General features: G+C 71.1%; 23 protein-coding genes. 12 read left to right on the top strand and 11 right to left on the bottom strand.

Features of this window, described 5'->3' with window-relative positions:
• The first annotated feature begins 6 nt into the window (after positions 1-6).
• Entirely contained in the window at positions 7-693 is a 687-nt protein-coding gene (locus AB0J72_RS18460; protein ID WP_363400167.1) for a DUF4304 domain-containing protein, read from the top strand.
• A 202-nt stretch (positions 694-895) separates the two neighbouring features.
• Positions 896-1195 (top strand): hypothetical protein, encoded by a 300-nt coding sequence (locus AB0J72_RS18455; RefSeq protein ID WP_363400165.1) that lies wholly within the window; start codon positions 896-898, stop codon positions 1193-1195.
• A gap of 23 nt (positions 1196-1218) precedes the next feature.
• On the opposite strand, the gene AB0J72_RS18450 is transcribed toward AB0J72_RS18455, so the two are convergent.
• Positions 1219-1938 (bottom strand): hypothetical protein, encoded by a 720-nt coding sequence (locus tag AB0J72_RS18450; RefSeq protein WP_363400163.1) that lies wholly within the window; start codon positions 1936-1938, stop codon positions 1219-1221.
• A gap of 129 nt (positions 1939-2067) precedes the next feature.
• Here AB0J72_RS18450 and AB0J72_RS18445 point away from each other — a divergent pair, with 129 nt between their 5' ends.
• The 3 genes from AB0J72_RS18445 (at position 2068) to AB0J72_RS18435 (ending at position 3950) form a co-directional block, all read left to right on the top strand.
• Positions 2068-2292: a hypothetical protein gene (locus AB0J72_RS18445; RefSeq protein WP_363400161.1), complete on the top strand. Its 225-nt coding sequence runs from the start codon at positions 2068-2070 to the stop codon at positions 2290-2292.
• A gap of 531 nt (positions 2293-2823) precedes the next feature.
• Positions 2824-3279: a hypothetical protein gene (locus tag AB0J72_RS18440; protein WP_363400159.1), complete on the top strand. Its 456-nt coding sequence runs from the start codon at positions 2824-2826 to the stop codon at positions 3277-3279.
• Between the two features lie 47 nt (positions 3280-3326).
• Positions 3327-3950 carry an SMI1/KNR4 family protein gene (locus AB0J72_RS18435; RefSeq protein WP_363400157.1) on the top strand — a complete coding sequence of 208 codons (624 nt, stop codon included), beginning with the start codon at positions 3327-3329 and terminating at the stop codon, positions 3948-3950.
• Here AB0J72_RS18435 and AB0J72_RS18430 read toward each other — a convergent pair.
• The gene (locus tag AB0J72_RS18430; RefSeq protein WP_363400155.1) at positions 3854-4438 is read right to left on the bottom strand and encodes a hypothetical protein; all 585 of its coding nucleotides are present in this window, start codon (positions 4436-4438) and stop codon (positions 3854-3856) included. The two genes, AB0J72_RS18435 and AB0J72_RS18430, sit on opposite strands and share 97 nt — an antisense overlap.
• Before the next feature lie 30 nt (positions 4439-4468).
• Positions 4469-5056 (bottom strand): hypothetical protein, encoded by a 588-nt coding sequence (locus tag AB0J72_RS18425; RefSeq protein ID WP_363400153.1) that lies wholly within the window; start codon positions 5054-5056, stop codon positions 4469-4471.
• Positions 5057-5272: 216 nt separating this feature from the next.
• Here AB0J72_RS18425 and AB0J72_RS18420 point away from each other — a divergent pair, with 216 nt between their 5' ends.
• Positions 5273-5677 (top strand): hypothetical protein, encoded by a 405-nt coding sequence (locus tag AB0J72_RS18420; protein WP_363400151.1) that lies wholly within the window; start codon positions 5273-5275, stop codon positions 5675-5677.
• 280 nt (positions 5678-5957) lie between these two features.
• On the opposite strand, the gene AB0J72_RS18415 is transcribed toward AB0J72_RS18420, so the two are convergent.
• Entirely contained in the window at positions 5958-6716 is a 759-nt protein-coding gene (locus AB0J72_RS18415) for a class I SAM-dependent methyltransferase (RefSeq protein ID WP_363400149.1), read from the bottom strand.
• A gap of 40 nt (positions 6717-6756) precedes the next feature.
• On the opposite strand from AB0J72_RS18415, the gene AB0J72_RS18410 reads away from it, so the two are divergent.
• On the top strand, positions 6757-7374 hold the full coding sequence (locus AB0J72_RS18410; RefSeq protein ID WP_363400147.1) for a hypothetical protein: 618 nt from the start codon (positions 6757-6759) through the stop codon (positions 7372-7374).
• Positions 7375-7399: 25 nt separating this feature from the next.
• Here AB0J72_RS18410 and AB0J72_RS18405 read toward each other — a convergent pair whose 3' ends face one another.
• The gene (locus AB0J72_RS18405) at positions 7400-9358 is read right to left on the bottom strand and encodes a translation factor GTPase family protein (protein ID WP_363400145.1); all 1959 of its coding nucleotides are present in this window, start codon (positions 9356-9358) and stop codon (positions 7400-7402) included.
• 136 nt (positions 9359-9494) lie between these two features.
• Positions 9495-10169, bottom strand: a complete 675-nt coding sequence (locus tag AB0J72_RS18400; protein ID WP_363400143.1) for a hypothetical protein — start codon at positions 10167-10169, stop codon at positions 9495-9497.
• A 110-nt stretch (positions 10170-10279) separates the two neighbouring features.
• Here AB0J72_RS18400 and AB0J72_RS18395 point away from each other — a divergent pair, with 110 nt between their 5' ends.
• Positions 10280-10588 (top strand): hypothetical protein, encoded by a 309-nt coding sequence (locus tag AB0J72_RS18395; RefSeq protein WP_363400141.1) that lies wholly within the window; start codon positions 10280-10282, stop codon positions 10586-10588.
• A 1-nt stretch (position 10589) separates the two neighbouring features.
• Here AB0J72_RS18395 and AB0J72_RS18390 read toward each other — a convergent pair whose 3' ends face one another.
• Both AB0J72_RS18390 and AB0J72_RS18385 read right to left on the bottom strand, forming a co-directional pair.
• Complete coding sequence (locus tag AB0J72_RS18390) at positions 10590-10982, bottom strand: PPOX class F420-dependent oxidoreductase (protein WP_363400139.1); 393 nt, start codon at positions 10980-10982, stop codon at positions 10590-10592.
• Positions 10975-11658, bottom strand: coding sequence for a DUF899 domain-containing protein (locus AB0J72_RS18385; protein ID WP_363400137.1), 684 nt, complete (start codon positions 11656-11658; stop codon positions 10975-10977). The genes AB0J72_RS18390 and AB0J72_RS18385 overlap by 8 nt, the downstream gene beginning before the upstream one ends.
• A 74-nt stretch (positions 11659-11732) precedes the next feature.
• Here AB0J72_RS18385 and AB0J72_RS18380 point away from each other — a divergent pair, with 74 nt between their 5' ends.
• Positions 11733-12188, top strand: coding sequence for a helix-turn-helix domain-containing protein (locus tag AB0J72_RS18380; RefSeq protein ID WP_363400135.1), 456 nt, complete (start codon positions 11733-11735; stop codon positions 12186-12188).
• Positions 12189-12438: 250 nt separating this feature from the next.
• A complete protein-coding gene (locus AB0J72_RS18375; protein WP_363400133.1) occupies positions 12439-13194 on the top strand; it encodes an SDR family oxidoreductase in 756 nt (251 codons plus the stop codon).
• Between the two features lie 222 nt (positions 13195-13416).
• On the opposite strand, the gene AB0J72_RS18370 is transcribed toward AB0J72_RS18375, so the two are convergent.
• The 3 genes from AB0J72_RS18370 to AB0J72_RS18360 form a co-directional block, all read right to left on the bottom strand.
• Entirely contained in the window at positions 13417-13812 is a 396-nt protein-coding gene (locus AB0J72_RS18370; RefSeq protein WP_363400131.1) for a hypothetical protein, read from the bottom strand.
• A 16-nt stretch (positions 13813-13828) separates the two neighbouring features.
• A complete protein-coding gene (locus AB0J72_RS18365; protein WP_363400129.1) occupies positions 13829-14011 on the bottom strand; it encodes a hypothetical protein in 183 nt (60 codons plus the stop codon).
• A gap of 203 nt (positions 14012-14214) precedes the next feature.
• A complete protein-coding gene (locus AB0J72_RS18360; RefSeq protein WP_363400128.1) occupies positions 14215-14421 on the bottom strand; it encodes a hypothetical protein in 207 nt (68 codons plus the stop codon).
• A gap of 170 nt (positions 14422-14591) precedes the next feature.
• Between AB0J72_RS18360 and AB0J72_RS18355 the strand changes: the two genes are divergently transcribed.
• Positions 14592-15701: a histidine kinase gene (locus tag AB0J72_RS18355; protein WP_363400126.1), complete on the top strand. Its 1110-nt coding sequence runs from the start codon at positions 14592-14594 to the stop codon at positions 15699-15701.
• Positions 15702-15755: 54 nt separating this feature from the next.
• Positions 15756-16421: a response regulator transcription factor gene (locus tag AB0J72_RS18350; RefSeq protein ID WP_360568937.1), complete on the top strand. Its 666-nt coding sequence runs from the start codon at positions 15756-15758 to the stop codon at positions 16419-16421.
• The last annotated feature ends 39 nt before the right edge of the window (positions 16422-16460 follow it).

Here is a 16460-nt window from a genome sequence, read left to right as displayed (position 1 = left end):
TGCCAGGTGACTGCACAGGAGTCCTTCCGCGCGATGCTGCGTGACAGCGTCGGCCCCACATTGCGCGGCGCGGGATTCACCGGTACGGCGCCCACCTGGTGCCTGCGGTCCGGCCGAGGCGATGTCGCGGTGGTGAATCTCGCACGTTCGCGGTGGAACACCGCCGACGAGGTTCGCTTCGATGTGAACCTGGCGTTGGTGCCGCAGCCGTGGTGGCAGTTCAGCACCCGATTCCTGCTCGACAAGGCACCGAAGACGCCGGGCTTCCACGACGGCCTGTTCGACAAGCAATGCCATCCGGAGCGCAGACATGCCGGCTGGCTGCATCCGGTCCTCGGGCGCGATGGCTGGGTGGTCCGGGACGCCGCCTCAGCCGACGTATGCGTCGACGTGCTGCGCGAAGAGCTGACCACCGTCGTGATCCCGGAGCTCGTCGCCCTCCAGCAGCGCGAGACACTCATCGCCACGCTTCGCGCCGAGGCCCAGGACTGGCGCGTCGCCGTCTGGCACGGCCTGCCCCGCAAGGTCGCCATCACGATGCCCATGCTCGACGAGGGCCCAAGCCCGGAGATCGCCGAGGCGATCAACATCGTCCGCAGCCTGCCCGCCGATCGGATCAAGGCACGCGACGCACTCCTGGACCTCCTGATCACCAACAGCCCGCCGTCCGTGCGCCCTGGCAATACACGCTGAATGGGAACCGTTACAATGTGCAATCCGACAAGACGCTGTCGGACCGAGGAATTCCGCACGGGAAACGCATCCTGAGCAGCAACAGCAGAAGGAGCAGTGCGATGCTCACCCTGCTGTCGGAGCGGTTCGCGCCGGTCACGTCGACGTTCGGCTTGCTGCGGCTGCCGCTGGGCGAGGTGGCTTCAGCAACATGGTCCGGTCGGTGATGGTGTCGCACAACGGGACCCGGTGGGAGTTCAACGCGCTCGGGACAGTCAAGCCGTACGAGCGTCCGGACGCCTACAGTGCCCGACGGGTCAAGGACCGGTTCATCAGCGCGACGCTGGCCGAGTACTGCGCCGCGGCCGGCCTCGCCCCGTTCGACGAGACCTTCTACGCCGAGAACGCCGTACTGGTCGAGACGAAGCTCGACATCCCTGACGGGGCACGGATGTTGTCGTTGCAGGAGGCCCAGCGCAGGCTCGGCATCCGTCCCGGAGCCGCCGACACCTTCGACGGCTGACGTCGAAACCCAACGACAGCCGTTCAGGCTGAACGCAGCAGTGACTCAGCGATGAGGTACATGCCGTCCGTGTCCAGCACCAGGTCGGCGCCGGCGTCCCGAAGCGCTGCGCCCGCTGTCCGCGGTGTCACGAGGCCGATGCTCGGCATGCGCAGCGCCCTGGCCATCTGCACGTCCAGCGTTGTGGCGGCGATGAAGACACACGCGTGCGTGTCGACCTTGAGACGCGCCGCAGCGAACGCGGCGGACCAGGTCGCGGGCTTGAACTTCCCCGGTGCGAAGTTGTACCGCCCGACAGCGGTCACCAGCACCGCCAAGTCGTGCCGTTTCAGGTACCCGTCGATGGCCATCTGCGAGGCGTCGCTGGCGATCGCCACCGGTTTGCCTGCCGCGTGCGCCGCCCGGATCGTCTCGTGCCCACCGGGCGTAGGCACTGCGTTCGGCACCGCTTCCCATTCCACACTTGTCATGAGGTCGTCAGCGGCCAAGTGCAGGCCCGGATCGTCGCGAGTCAGCGCGTACTGCAGCAGCGGCATCGGATCGTCCGACTCGCGCAGCGATCCGTCCACAGCAAAGCCACGTTCCTCAACCGCCCGGCGCAAACGATCGGCCGCCGACGCCTGCCGCGCGACGGCCCACAGGTCGCACACCGGGCCGTTGAACGACATCAACAGCGCACCCGCCTGCGCCAAGATGGCGTCGAGCCCGGTCGGCTGCGCAGCCCTCTTCAGCACGCCGAACATGCTACGTAGCGCCCGACCGATAGCGAAGTGCCCTCGAGACGGTGGTAGTCGAGCTCATCGCGGCTACCCGGACGCCTGGCTTGGCAAGTTGATTGTGGCAACGATGATGATGATCTACGCTGCCGAATCGTGAGCCTTCGAGTCCTGTCCGCGCGCATCTGCGCCGCCGCCACCGGTGTCGTCGCCTCGGCCGCCGCCGGTGCTCCCGCCTGGGCGGACTCCGGGACGCAAGCGTCCAGAGACGCAGCGGAAGACATCGCGTACTCCCTTGGCCGCCTGACCAGCACGCTGTGCTGCATCGCAGTCGTTGTCGGCGTTGTCGTCTTCCTGGTACGCCGCAACAACAGGCGTTGACAGCCTGCACCACCCAGGGCGCGCAAGCCACCGGGATCGACCAGCACCCCATTCCAAAGCGACGGCCGAAGGCGACGCGTGCATCGCTGGCTATGGCACTCTCGGACCGTGAGCGATGAAAGCGCGACCCCTTCGGCGGGCCACCCAGGCCCGAGGGCTGATCACTCTGATACGTCGAGCCCTCCGCTCCGCGGCCCGGGCCTGACCGACGACGAGATCATCGCGGCCGCGCGGACGGCCGCCGCTGCGCGGGGGCGGAGCTCACTCGCCGATGCGCGGATCACACGGAGCCCGGCGGAAGCTGAGGTGCTGCTCTCCGACCCGGCCTACGCCCGCGGCGGCGGCCTTCTCGTGGTCATCGACCCGGAGACCGGCGCGGTGCTGCGCGTCGTGCCTCAGCTGTAGCCCAGACGCGGGCGCACGGCAGTGAGCGGGCGGCGGCAGATGCGCGCATCCATTCCTTGCCGGCTATGCAGTCCAGCGGGCGCGCAGGACTCCGTCGGAGTCGGGAAGTACGGCCGTCATCAGGGGGTGGCGTTGCTCGGCGTACACCGGGATGGCTGTTGCGGCAGCGGCATCCGCCAGTCGCGCACGTACGGCAGGCAGGTCGGACTCTTCGATGAGACGGCCGGTGATCCGGCCATCGTGATCCTGCCAGACTGGTTCGAGGTCGTTGATGAACCCGCCGGTTCACGGTTGCCGGAGTGTCCGGGGACTGCTGTCTGTGCCGGTGACGGAGCGTTGGATCTGGGTGAGGTCAGCGTGTACACGGTCGGCCAGAGCAGCAGTCTGCCGGCCGTCACGGCGGATGCGGCGGTGGAGACGGTGACGTTCCGGAAGCCGAACCCCGCTGCCGTACTGAGGGCGGCGTGTGCCCTGGCGGCGCTGGCGAGCCCGCAGCTGGTGTGCGACGAGTCCGCTACGGCGGCGTTCGTCGTCTGGCCCGGCGAAGAGCCCGGAGACCTGCAAGCCGACTGGCCTTGGTGAGCGCGAGCGGCGACGGGTTCGGCACACTGTGGACAGATGGAGGCAGCGTGGAGGTCGGGTTCCGGGATGTGGTGGAACGGGCGGCAGCGGTCGGACGCGATGTGCAACGGGCAGACGTGCACGAAATCTTCCGACACGGCGGTCCCAACCCGGGCGCGAACCCGTCGGCACTGGCTGCGCTCAGGCGACGCGTCGATCTCCCGATGTCGTACGCGCAGTTTCTGACGTACTGCGATGGATGGGTCGGACTCGACGGGGCGACGGACCTGTTCGGGATCGCCGAGTTGCTCGACGGGCCGGCGACCGAGCAGGCATGGGTGCTCGTCGAGGCGTACGACGAGGGCAGCGGCTGGCAGTTCGGGCTCGCCCGCGACCGGTACCTCGTCATCGGCGCGGCTGACTCGAGCCTCAGCGTCATCCTGCTCGACCTGGCATCGGCACCGTGTTCCGGTTTCCGCTTACGTGACGACCGTTCCCGCGGTTGTGGAGAAGTGCGTCCACCTGCGATCGGTTCCGTTGTCGGACGACTGCCTGTGCTGTCTGGCCCACGGCATTGGAAGCGCCGGGACGGCAGTTATTCGACCGGTAGTACCGAGGCGTCGAGCTGCCACGCGTCGGCGGGGAACAGGACGCACACCGGCCGGTCCTCCGGGGAGGTCGCCGACTCGTAGGCCGTGGTTATCTCCTGTGCGGCCCGGCTGTGTCGTGGCAGGAGCCGCATCACGATCCAGTACGCCGGGCCGTCGCCGCGCTCTGCCGCTTGCCTCAGCAGTGTGAACGCCGCGGCGTCGTTGCCCTTCTGGTGCAGTAGTCCGGCCAGGTTCACCGGTGCGTCCGGGTCGCCGTCGGCGACTGCGGCCCGCAGGGATTCCTCGGCATTGTCTAGCGCGCCGTCGTCCCAGAGCGTGACGCCGAGCATGTTCCGGGCGCCGGGTACATCGGCCGCTACTGCCTCGTCCAGCAGCCGCATTGCCTTCGCGTGGGACGCGGGGTCGGCTTCCGAGTACTGGTGGAGCAGGAACGTGGCCAGCCGGACGAGGGCCGGTCCGTGGCCTGCCGCGACCGCCGCGCTCAGCAGCGCCAGCGCTTCGGCCTCGGCTGGGCCGCCGTCGTAGGCAAGCTCGCCGCCTCGCCGGAACCACTGCTCCGCGTCGTCCACCCGGACATGAAGCACGGGGGCGCACACCGGTCAGTCGGCGGCGTGGGCGGTGTTGTCGAGCCAGTGCTGGGCGAGGACGGTGTCGCCGTCGATGGTGATGCCGGTGGATTCGTGGTCGGTGAGGGGGAGTCGTCGGGTCAAGGTCAGCAGTAGCGATCCCGCCGGGCCGGTCATCGTCACGTCGGCCTGGTGGGTTCCGGGCTGCCAGGTCGCGCCGTCGGGGCGTCGTTCGATGAGCCAGGCGCCGGTGTCGGCCGGGGTGTCGGTGGCCAGCCACTGCAGGGTCTGGCCGGTGCCGCGGATGGCGTGGGCGGACTCGGAGCGCTGCATCGCCCACGTGGGGGAGGTGAGCATGGCGAGGTGGTTGCTGATGAGCGCGGCGGCGATGTCGGGGTCGATGTCGGCGGGTCGGTTCGCCGCGTTGGCTGCGTCGAAGCCGTGGACGACCGTCTCGTTGAGGACGCTGGACAGCCAGAACTGTGTCCCGGACCGCTCGTCTGCCGCGGCGTTGAACACCGGGGCGTCGAGCGCGTCGTCGGAGCAGGCGCTCGCGACCCGCTGCGCGGACTCCGCCAGCCACACCTGCCACTCGCTGGGGTCGGCGGGGAGTACGGCCATGTCCGTGGGCAGCTGGGTGGGGTCGGTGACGCGCCGCTCGATGATCTCCGCGACCCAGTGCTGGGTCTGGGCGGGCTTGAACGCCGTCGCGACTCGAGCATTGGGCGTACCTTACCGAGCCGCCGCGCCACGCCGACCCTGATCAGCACATGTGCGAACCGGACGCCTGCTCTTGAAGGCGCCGGATCGTGGCCGGTGGCGTGTGATCATCGTTTGATGGTGATGGAGCCGGTCCCCAGCTACGAAGAGTTGATCTGGCTGTTCGAGGCCGAGCCGGTCTATCGGTACGCCGAGGACGAGCGTGCGGCCGGCTATGAATTCGACTGGCGCGAGCTGTGGCCGTCTACGGCCGTGACGTTCCGGACCACGCGGAGCGGCTACGACATCGAGATGGACATCAATCCCGGATACGAGATCGTCCGGCTCCGGCTGTGTGTCGCTCCCAGCGGCGCCGAGCTGCTTGACCTGGATCTTCGTGGAGTACGCAGTGTCGGGGTCGAGCGCATCCATGGTCGCGAACTGCTGCGTCTGGACTTCCCGGAGGGCTCGCCGGCCTCGACACTGTGGGTGCGCATGAAGCCTGATGTGGCAGTGGTGTGGAAGTACAACGGTGCTGGCTGACGTGCCCGTGTGTTTGAAGGGCTACCCGGCGCCGCGGTAGATGCCGTCGGCGTCGATGTTGTCGGCGAAGTCGTCCCAGCTCATGTTCGCGATCGGGAGGTTGTTCCGGACGGCCCACAGCTCTGAGGTTCAGTGATCGCCGGTTGGATCCGCAGCCACTCGTGCTCGTGCGCGAATCCGGTGCGGATGACCAGTGAGGTGTCCGGGTTCCCGTGCCACATCTGCTCCGTCACACCCGCGAGGACAGGGCGGCCGCGACACATCCAGTGGGAGGTGGAGGTCAGCGGCGGCGGGCGAGGTGGGCGATGATGTCGGCGGTGATCTCGACCGTGGGGGGCAGGGTGCGGAGGATCCGGTCGTACACCTGCTGGCGGGGCTGCTCGGGGAGTTCCAGGTACGCCGAGACGGTGGACAGGTAGCCGACGTAGTCGGTGGCGGTCATCGTGAGGCGGCGGGGGAGCTGTGCCTGGCGCACGTCGTGGAACCATTCCGAGCGCTGCAGCTCCGTGCCGGGCCACTGCATGGCCTGCTCCGGGGGTGTTCCGTCCGGGGACGGGATCTCGTCGGTGTCGAGGAAGGGGGCGCGGGCGGCTTGTACCGCGGCCTCCACGGCGGGGTCGGAGAGCTGGACCGGGCCGCCGAAGTTCGCGAAGACGCCGCCCGGCTCCACCAGGTCGGCCATCCGCGACCAGCGGCCCTCCGGTGCCGTCCAGTGCAGGGCGGCGCCGGCGAAGACGAGGTCGTGCCGCGAGTCCAGCGAAAGGTCCTCGAACGCGGCTTGGACGGTGCGGACGTCCGCCGGCACGTGCTTGCGCAGCTCGGCGAGCATGGCGGGGTCGGGGTCGGTCGCCGTGACCGTCACGCCCGGGCGGGCGAACCAGCGGGTGGCCTTGCCCGTCCCGGCGCCGATCTCCAGGACGGTGCGGACGGGTCTGCCGGCGTACGTGAGGATCAGGTCGGCCAGCTCTGACGGGTACTCCGGCCGGAACCGCTCGTAGGTCTCCGCAATCGACCCGAACCGCAACGCGCGCACCACCATGCCCGCCATCCTCACACAGCGCGGCTCTATGATCGCGGGCATGGGACTTGCGGTGACTGTCGGCAACCCGTGCATCGGCTACGACGAGGAGGGGGAGGAGCACTACCGGCGGCAGTTCGAGGGGCTCGCCGCCGCGCTCGCCGCGGAGGGGCACGCGTGGACGCCGCCGGACGGGGCGCCGCCGACCGGGTTGGCCCGGCCGCACGTGGGCAGCTTCCCGTACTCGTGCCTGCACTACCTGCGGCGGGCCTACGCGCTGCACGTCGAGGGGCAGCCGGTGACGCCGGTCGTCGACGGCGATCTCAAGGACGCGGACGGGTTCGTCGACGACGCCGCGTCGATGCTCGACTCGCACCTGCTGTGCCACTCGGACTGTGAAGGTTTCTACGTCCCGGTGCCGTTCGCGGATCCCGTCTTCCTCGACGATGGCCCGGGTGGCGGCATCGTCGGCTCCAGCCACGGCCTGCTCGACGAGCTGCGCCGGGTCGCCCCGCGGATCGGCGTCCAGCTCGACGAGGACGGTTCGCTGAGCGACGCGGAGGCCGACCGGCTCGGCGCCGAGGGCGACCCGTTCGAGACCGAACAGATGGTGTGGCTGACGCTGCACGAGGCGTGCCGCGTCAGCATCGCGTCCGGCCACCCGATCGTGTTCCACTGACACTGACACTGACACTGACACTGACTCACGCCGGGACCCGGCGCACGACTCGCAACAGGTACGCCAAGCGGTCGAGCGGGTTGTGGTCGGTCCGGGCGCGGGCCGGCGGCGGGCCCGGCACGGGTTCGTAGCGGTCGAACGCGGACTCCAGCACGCCTTCGCCGCGGGTCAGGCCGGGCAGCCGGACCTGCAGCTCGTGCACCGCGGCCGCCGGGATGCCGCCCTCCAGGACGCAGGTCGCGCCCTGCGTGACGGTGCTCGCCGGCACCGCGTGCAGGCGGGACAGGACGGGCAGCAGCGCGCCGAGCTGGTCGGCCGGGGCCTCCAGGCGGAAGCGGTGCACCGGCTCGTGCACCACGGTGCCGGCCCGCCGCAGTGCGGCCATGAGGACCAGCGGGGTGAGGCTGCGGAAGTCGTGCCCGGTGCTCGACATGCTCTTGTCGAACTGCTGGTGGGCGTGGCTCTGCCGGGGCCAGTAACCGGAGCGGGTCATCGTGACCGTGCAGTCGGCGACCTGCCAGCCGTGCAGACCCTGCTGGAGCGTGGCGGTGACGGTCTCCTGCACCGCGGTGAAGAACGCCGCCGGCATCGCGCCCGCCTCGACCTCCAGCCGGAACGTGACGCCGGCACCCGGTGGCGCCGGTTCGACGCGCAGGCCGATCGTGGCGAGGAACGGGTTGCCGTCCTTCTGCCCGATCTCCAGTGCCTCGCCGGTGCCGGCGGGCCGCTCCACGCAGATCGTCGTGGTGTCCCGGAAGGTGACGTCGATGCCGTACTCCTCGGCGAGGGTCGACTGGATGACCTCCTTCTGGACCTCGCCGTACAGCGACACCGACGTCTCGCCGCGCACGTCGTCGTGGCGGACGTCGATGAGCGGGTCCTGCTCGGCGAGCTGGGTGAGCGCCGCGTACAGCGCGCCCCGGTCACCGGCACGCACCGGCGCGACGACCGATTCCAGGCTCGGCGGCGCGAAGTGGTGCGCTGCCGCCCCGTGCGGCTCGCCGATCTGGTCGCCGATGCGCGCGGCGCCGAGGCCCCAAACCTTGCCGATCCGTCCGGCCGTGAGGGTCTCTGCATCGGCCGCGCCGCCGTCGTCGAACACGGCGATGCCGGTGACTTTCTGGTCTCCGTTCGGCAGGTGTACGCGTTCCCGGGCGCGGATGGTGCCCGCGAACATCCGCACGTATGCGATCTTCTCCCCGGCCGGGCCGCGTTCCACCTTGAAGACGCTGGCCGACGCCGCCGCGTCGAGGTCGCCCTCGGCCGCGGGCAGGTGCGTCACGATGCCGGCGGTGAGCGCGTCGAGGCCGGCACCGGTGACCGCCGAGCCGAAGTAGACGGGGTGGACCTCGGACCGGCGGGTCTGCGTGGTCAGCGCGTGCAGGACGCGGTCGCGTGGCACCGCCGTACCGTCGACGAATGCCGACAACAGGTCGTCGTCGTGCTCCGCGAGGACGTCGAGCGGCGGCGGCGCCGGCACGAAGTCCGCCGCCCGGGTGCCCAGCCCGGCCGGGGCGCCCATCGGCACGATCGCCGGGGTGAGCCGGCGGGCGAGCTCGCGCAGGACGGTGTCGCCGCGCGCGCCGCCACGGTCGATCTTGTTGACGAAGACGATCGTGGGGATCCGCAGCCGGCGCAGGGTCCGCATGAGGATGCGGGTCTGCGCCTGGACGCCCTCGACCGCGGACACGACGAGCACCGCACCGTCGAGGACGTGCAGGACGCGCTCGACCTCGGCGATGAAGTCCGGGTGGCCGGGCGTGTCGATGAGGTTGACGGTGACGTCGCCGACGGTGAACGACACCACCGCCGACTTGATGGTGATGCCGCGCCGGCGCTCCAGCGCGAGCGTGTCGGTCTGCGTGTTGCCGTCGTCGACGGAGCCGGGCTCGTCGATGACGCCGGCGGCGTGCAGGAGCCGCTCGGTGAGGCTGGTCTTACCGGCGTCGACGTGCGCCAGGATGCCGAGATTCAGGATGCGCAAGGGGCGTCAGGTCCTCGAGATAGGCGGTGATGGCCATCTGGGTGAACACAGACGCAGCTCGCATCCCCTGACTCCTTCGCTCTCGGATCTTCTTCCCACCCTGGCCCGGCCACGGTGCTGCCGCAACCGGTTTAGCTCAATCCAGCGGGGCGTACCACTGGGCGCCGGTGAGCAGGATGCGGGTGGACTGCTTGCGGTTCCACTCGACGTGCATGCCGTGCCTGCGCAGCACCGGGAAGACCAGGTCGTCCAGGAAGCGTTCCAGGTCCGCCCGGTACTGGGCCTCCCGCTCGGCCTTCGGCAGGGCCTCGTAGGCGTCCTCGTCGAAGTCCTCGGGCGGGTAGGCGCCGTAGCCGAGGTAGACCGCGCCGGTGGCGCTGGCGGCGAGGGATTCGGCGTCCTGCTGGTGGTACCAGAGGTAGCCGTGCCAGTGCCGGGAGTCGTCCCGCTCGTCGTCGATCTCGCCGGACGCGCAGGTGCCGCAGCAGCTGAAGTTCTCCCGCGCGACGACGCCGAGCTGGTTGAGCTCGGTGAACGCGGCGGTCAGGTTGCTGCGCACGGGGCCCCACTGCCGCTGCTGGTCCAGCCGCGCGTAGACGGCCTGCTCGTAGGCGGCCGCGAGCTGGTCGTCGGTGAGGCCCGCGCGCCGCTCGTCGTCGTCGAAGTAGTCGACGAACCCGGCGGCGTCGTCCCGGCCCTGCACGATCCAGGACCAGATCTCGTCCTCGATCTCGCCGCGCTCGGGTTCGTCGACCTCGTCGGGCAGGAACCGGACGCCGGCGGGGCGGTCGTTGTAGGCCCATTCGCTCATGCGGACGATCATGACACGCCGCCGCACATTGATATGGATGAGTCTAGACGGGGCGTGACGGAGACGTTACAGTCCGACCGTTAACATTCCTAACAGTAGATGAGGTGGGTATGGGCACCAAGGCACGGCTCGCGACCGCGGTCACCCTCAGCGCACTGCTCACGGCGGGCACGCTCGCCGCCACCGGCGCCGCGGCGAGCGCCGCCCCGACCGACTGCACCGTCACGTACGGGTCCAACTGGGCGCAGAGCCTGTGCACCGGCGGTGCCGGCGAACACCGCGTCTCGATGCTGCAGCAGCACTTCATGCCCGGCGCCGGCGGCATCATCTGCCAGGGCAACTGGGCGCCGGTGGGTGCCGTGTCCTACACCAGCTGCGCGAGCCACACCATCGTGCGCGTCTGGGTCGACACCCGCTGACCTACCCGAACGACGGTGCCTGGGCGCGGTCGGGCTCGATGAGCAGCACCACCCGGTCGCTGCGCAGCGGGTAGGGCGCGCCCGTGTACTTGACGGCGATGCGGTCGATCACCCGCCACGCGTCGTCGCCGTCGAGGATCTCCGTGACGCGGCCGCGGATCAGCGCGGTCGCGTACGGCTGGGCGTGGTCGATGATGGAGATGGCGACCCGCGGGTCCCGGGCGACGTTGCGGGCCTTGCGCGACCCCGGCCCGGTGAGGACGGCTAGCCGGTCGCCCTCCCGGTCGATCCAGACCGGCACCGAGTGCGGCGAGCCGTCGGGCAGCAGCGTCGCGATGTGGGCGTAGTTGACGTCCTCGACCAGGCGGGCTACGTCGGCGTCGAGCTCAGGCATGGTGGTCTCCGTCTTCGTTGTCGTATTCGTCGTGTGGGCGCAGCCAGCGCATGGTCTCGGTCTGCGGCCAGCCGTCCGGCGAGTCCTCCCAGGTCTCCTGCCGCCCGAACGGCGTGAGGTCGAGCAGGTTGAAGTCCAGGCGCAGCCGGTCCACGCCGCGGCCGGTGGTCGCATAGGTACGGAACACCTCGTCCCCGTCGCGCAGCAGGACGCTGAGGGCGAAGCCCTCGATGCCCAGGTCGGCGTGGAAGTCGTTGCCGTGGCTGGAGTACCACGGGACCGTCCACTCCATCCTGCGCCGGACCGGCTCGATCTCCGCCTGCGGCGCGCGGGCCATGAGGATGAGCCGGGTGTCGCGGGCGGCGAGGTGCGCCTGCGCGTGCGGGGCGAGGTTGTCGGTGAACGTGCTACAACCGGTGCACAGCCAGTCCTGGCCGGGCGCCAGCATGAAGTGGTAGATGACGAGCTGCCGCCGGCCGGCGAACAGGTCGGTCAGGCTCGCCTCGGTGCCGTCCGGCGCGACGAACCGGTACTGCGTGCCGAGGCGCACCATCGGCAGCCGCCGGCGCTCGGCGGCGAGCCGGTCGAGGGCGCGGGTGAGCTCCTTCTCCTTGACCAGCAGCGCGTCGCGCGCTGACTGCCACTCCGCCGGCGTGACGACCGCGGGCAGGGGCATGACGACCTCCCTCAGTAGGTTTCCTGAGGGAACTCTATCGCACAGAGTCTCCTGAGGGAACCTATAGTGGTGGAATGCAGCGCACCCAGTTCGCCGGCATGGCGTGCTCCATCGCCCGCACCCTCGACGTGATCGGCGAGCCGTGGTCGCCGCTGATCCTGCGCGACGTGTACGTCGGCATCAACCGCTTCGACCAGCTGCACGACGACCTCGGCATCTCCCGCAAGGTCCTCACGCAGCGCCTCGCCTGGCTGGTCGAGCAGGACGTGCTGGCCCGCCGGCAGTACTCCGACCGCCCGCCCCGGCACGAGTACGTGCTGACCACGAAGGGCCAGGAGCTGTGCGACCTGCTGCTCGTCATGGTCGGCTGGGGCGACCGCTGGACCGCCGGCGACGCCGGCCCGCCGGTCCTGTACCGCCACCACGCGTGCGGCGAGATCGCCCACGCCGAACTGCGCTGCTCCCACTGCGGCACCCCGATGCGAGCCACCGACGTCGACGTCCTCCCGGGCCCGGGCGCCGCCGGGTGAGCCGCTCCCACCCGTGCCGGGCGAACCTTCCCGGGCCTTCCCGGGCCGGACGTTCCGATCCGCCGCGTGTGGGATGTTGAGGGTCGTCCGCGACGCCGTCGAGGAAGTCCCGTGCACCGCTCAGGGAGGCTGTTCTGAGTACTACCGACGTGACGGCAGGCGTCCGCATCGGACCGGACCGCCCCGTCAACGGTCTGGATGCGGAGCGCCGTACCTGCCGCTCACGGGCCTGGTTCGACGAACTGCCGACGTGAACGCGACCCCTGCGGTTGCCCGTCCGGGCGAGCTCGCGCTGGCAGACCAGACCGTCGTGGTGATCGGCGGCAGCGCGGGCATCGGTCTCGAGACCGCTCGGCGGGCCCGGGCCGAGGGCGCCGAGATCGTTCTCACCGGTCGCAGCGCTGACCGGCTCGCGCAGGCGGCCGGGGACGTCGGCGCGCAGCGCACGGCGGTGTTCGACGCGACCGACACGACGCTGCTGGCCACGTTCTTCCAGGACCTGCCGACCACGATCGACCACGTGATGGTCACCGCCGGCGGCCCGCACTACGGGCCGCTGCTCGAGATGGACGCGGCTCAGGTACGCGAGGCGATCAGCGGGCACGCGGTGCTGGCGGTCGAGGTCGCGCGCCACGCCGCCGGCAGGGTCCGCCCCGGCGGCACGCTGCTGCTCATGGGCGGCACCGGCGCCCGGCGCGTGCGTCCCGCGCTGGGCATCGCCTCCGCGGCCGGCGCCGCACTGCCGCCGCTCGTCGCTGCCCTCGCGCTGGAGCTCGCGCCGGTCCGGGTCAACCTCATCGCCGCCGGCTTCGTCGATACCCCGTTGTCGGCGTCCCTGCTCGGAGACCGCCTCGACGAACGCCGAGACGAACTGCGGGCGACGCTGCCGATCGGCCGCGTCGTGGGGCCCGGAGACGTCGCCGCGCTCGCCGTCCACATCATGACCAACACCGCCCTCACCGGCGCCACGTACGACATCGACGGCGGGCAACAGTTCGTCTTCTGACCGCCGCGGAACGCAGGCCTGCCCGCGGCGCTCCAGGGCAGGCTCCATGGAAAGCTCGACGTGCAGGTCCCCGCGCCGCACCCGGCCGGAACCGCGGACAAGGGTTCGCTCTGACGAACCGGCACCGCCCACCTCCCACTGCGGCACGCCGACACGAGCCACCGACGTCGGCGTCCTTCCGGGCCCGGGCGCAGCCCGGTGACCCACCCGCGGGCGTCCGGGTCAGCCGATCCAGAGGCCGGTCAGTCCGTCGGCGCGCGGCGGGGCGACCTGGACGCCTTCGCCCGCGAAGAGCTCCAGCTCGACGACCAGCCCGCTGCCGACGTGCAGCACGACGCTGACGTCGCCCCCGCCGGACGCCGACACGGCGAAGTAGTCGTCGCGCCCGTTGGCGCTCAGCCGGGCGACCACGGCCGCGGGAACGGGCGGCCCGTCGCTGCGCAGCCCCACCGACCCGCAGCCACACCGGCAGACGGAGACCACGCGCACCGTCGCGACCTGCTCGCCGAGCTCAGCGACACCGGCGAACTCCACCAGCCGGACCACCAGGGCCCGCTCCGCCTCGGTGAGCGCCCTCGGCTGAGGCAGCGCGACAAGCTCCGGGACCGACTCCATCACCACAGCACGGTACTGCTCAAAGGCACAGTGAGGCGCTGCGGTAGCAGTCGACGATCACCGAGCCCTTGTGGGTCTGGTCGACGACCATGATCTGGACGTTGGTGATGCCGCCGGGGGTCGTGCTCGCGTCCAGGGTGAAGGTGCCGATCGTGAACCACTTGCCCGTGGTCCCACCGCACCAGCTGCCGTTGCCGGTCACGGGTGCGTACTTGTAGTCGATTCGGGGCCGCGCTGGCGGCGGAGCCCGACCCGAGGACGGCGACGGCAACGACGCAGATCGCGATGCCTGCCTGCAGGATCCGTCCTCTGAACATTTCGTGCTTTTTCGGCTCTCCGCATGGCATTCAGCACCATTCGGTCGAGACCACCCTACATAGACCGCAAGCAACTTCCGTGGACCGGTCAGCCGCGGCGTGGCTGCCCGCCTTCGGCCTTCACGACCCGGTCGCCGACCTCGAGCTGGCTCCACAGCTCCCGGTCGACCTTGACATCCAGGTGTGTCCCGTCGTCGAGCCGGACCTTCAGGCGCCGGTAGAGGTTGGAGCCGTCGAGCAGCGCGCGCGACTTCTTCGCGACGGTCCCGCTCCACGCGTTCTCGTTCGTCCTCATCGAAATCCCCCCTCGTGAACGACCACTTCGCAGCGGTCATGCATCAACCGTACGAATTCGCGGGACCGGGCACACCCGTCTCGAGACGGGTCTTGCGTCTACGACTTCAGGATGAGGCCCGGCAGTCGGAGCAGCCCGCGCAAGCGGGACCGCGGGTAACGTACGGCGGCATGGGGGACGGTTACACGGCGCGCTTCTCGCGGCGCTGGCGGGTCGCCGCCGCCGTGGGCGCCGTCGTCGTGTCGGCGCCGCTGCTCACGCCCGCACCGCTGGTCGTGACCGGGGCCGCCGGGCGGACCGTAACGGTGCTGCTCGTGCTCGCCCAGGCCGCCGGGTTCTGGTGGCTCGGGGTCCGGCACCGGCTCGGGACCGCCGTCGTGCTCGCGGCCGCCGCCGGGCTGCAGGTGCTGTACCCCGGCGCGGGCCCGGGCCTCGCGTTCGTCGCGGTGTGCACGTACGCGTGGCTGCGGCCCGCCACCGAGACGCTCTGGGGGCTTGGCCTCGCGGTGCTCGCCGCCTGCGGGCCGGCCGTCGCGCGGGGGCGCTGGACGATGGCCGGGCTGTGGCTCGGCGGCGTCGTGCTCGCCTGGAGCTGGGGCGCGCTGGTGCGGGCCCGCGGCGCGCGGCGGCTCGCCGAGCGGCGGCAGGCCGTGCTGGAGGAGCGGGCCCGGATCGCGCGTGAGCTGCACGACGTGCTCTCCCACACCGTGTCGGTCATGGTCGTGCAGGCGGCCGCGGCCGACGACGTGTTCGACGTCGACCCGGCGCGGGCCCGCGAGGCGCTGCGGCGCACCGAGCAGGCCGGGCGCGAGGCCCTCGCCGAGCTGCGCTGGTTCCTGCGCTCCGTGCGGGCCGACGACGAGGGCGACGCCGGGGCGCAGGCGGCGCCGCAGCCGGGCCTCGGCGACGTCGAGCGGCTCGCCGAGACGGTGAGCGCCGCCGGGCTGCCGGTGACGGTACACCGGGAGAACATCGACGCCGTGGACGTGCCGCTGACCGTGCAGCTGTCGGCATACCGGATCGTCCAGGAGGCGCTCACCAACGCGCTCCGGCATTCCGGCGCGGGCAGGGCCGAGGTGGTGATCCGCAGCGGACCTTCCGAGGTGTCCGTCGAGGTCCGCGACGACGGCCGCGGCGGCCCCGGCACCGGCGCCGGACAGGGCATCCCCGGCATGCGGGAGCGCGCCGCGCTGCTCGGCGGCACGCTGCGGGCCGGGCCGGCGCCCGGCGGCGGGTTCGAGGTGACGGCGCGGCTGCCGACGGGGGAGCAGGCCCGATGAGCGCGGCGCGGACGATACGGCACGATTGCGGCATCGCGGAGCGGAGGTGACGACATGACGATCAGGGTGCTGATCGCCGACGACCAGGCGCTCGTGCGCTCCGGCTTCCGGATGATCCTCGAGGCCCGCGACGACCTCGAGGTGGTCGGCGAGGCCTCCGACGGCGAACACGCGATCCGGCTGGTCGAGCAGACTCGGCCCGACGTGGTCCTCATGGACGTGCGGATGCCCGGGCTCGACGGCGTCGCGGCCACCGAGCGGCTGACCGGCCGGCCCGGCGCCCCACGGGTCATCATCCTCACCACGTACGACCTCGACGAGGCGCTGTACGCGGCGCTGCGGGCCGGCGCCAGCGGGTTCCTGCTCAAGGACGTCCGCCCGGCCGACCTGGTCGAGGCGATCCGGGTCGTGGCCCGCGGCGACGCCCTGCTGGCGCCGAGCGCGACCAGGCGGCTGCTGGACCGGTTCGCGGCCACCGACGTGACGCCGCCGGCCCCGCACGGCGCGTTGGAGCAGCTCACCGAGCGGGAACGGGAGGTGCTGATGCTGCTCGCCCGCGGCGCCACCAACGCCGAGATCGCCGAGCGGCTGGTGGTGACCGAGGCGACGGTCAAGACCCACGTGTCGTCGATCCTGCGCAAGCTCGGCGTCCGCGACCGGGTCCAGGCCGTCGTGCTCGCATACGACCTCGGACTGGTCCGGCCCCGGCCCTCCGCCTGAAGTCGGAGACGCGGGACCAGTCGGCGGATGGAGGTGCGG

The sequence above is a fragment of the Dactylosporangium sp. NPDC049742 genome (genome assembly GCF_040674675.1).
Lineage (GTDB): Bacteria > Actinomycetota > Actinomycetes > Mycobacteriales > Micromonosporaceae > Dactylosporangium > Dactylosporangium maewongense.
The sequence above is the reverse complement of the archived record's forward strand: the minus strand, read 5'-3'. Positions and strand labels throughout refer to the sequence as shown.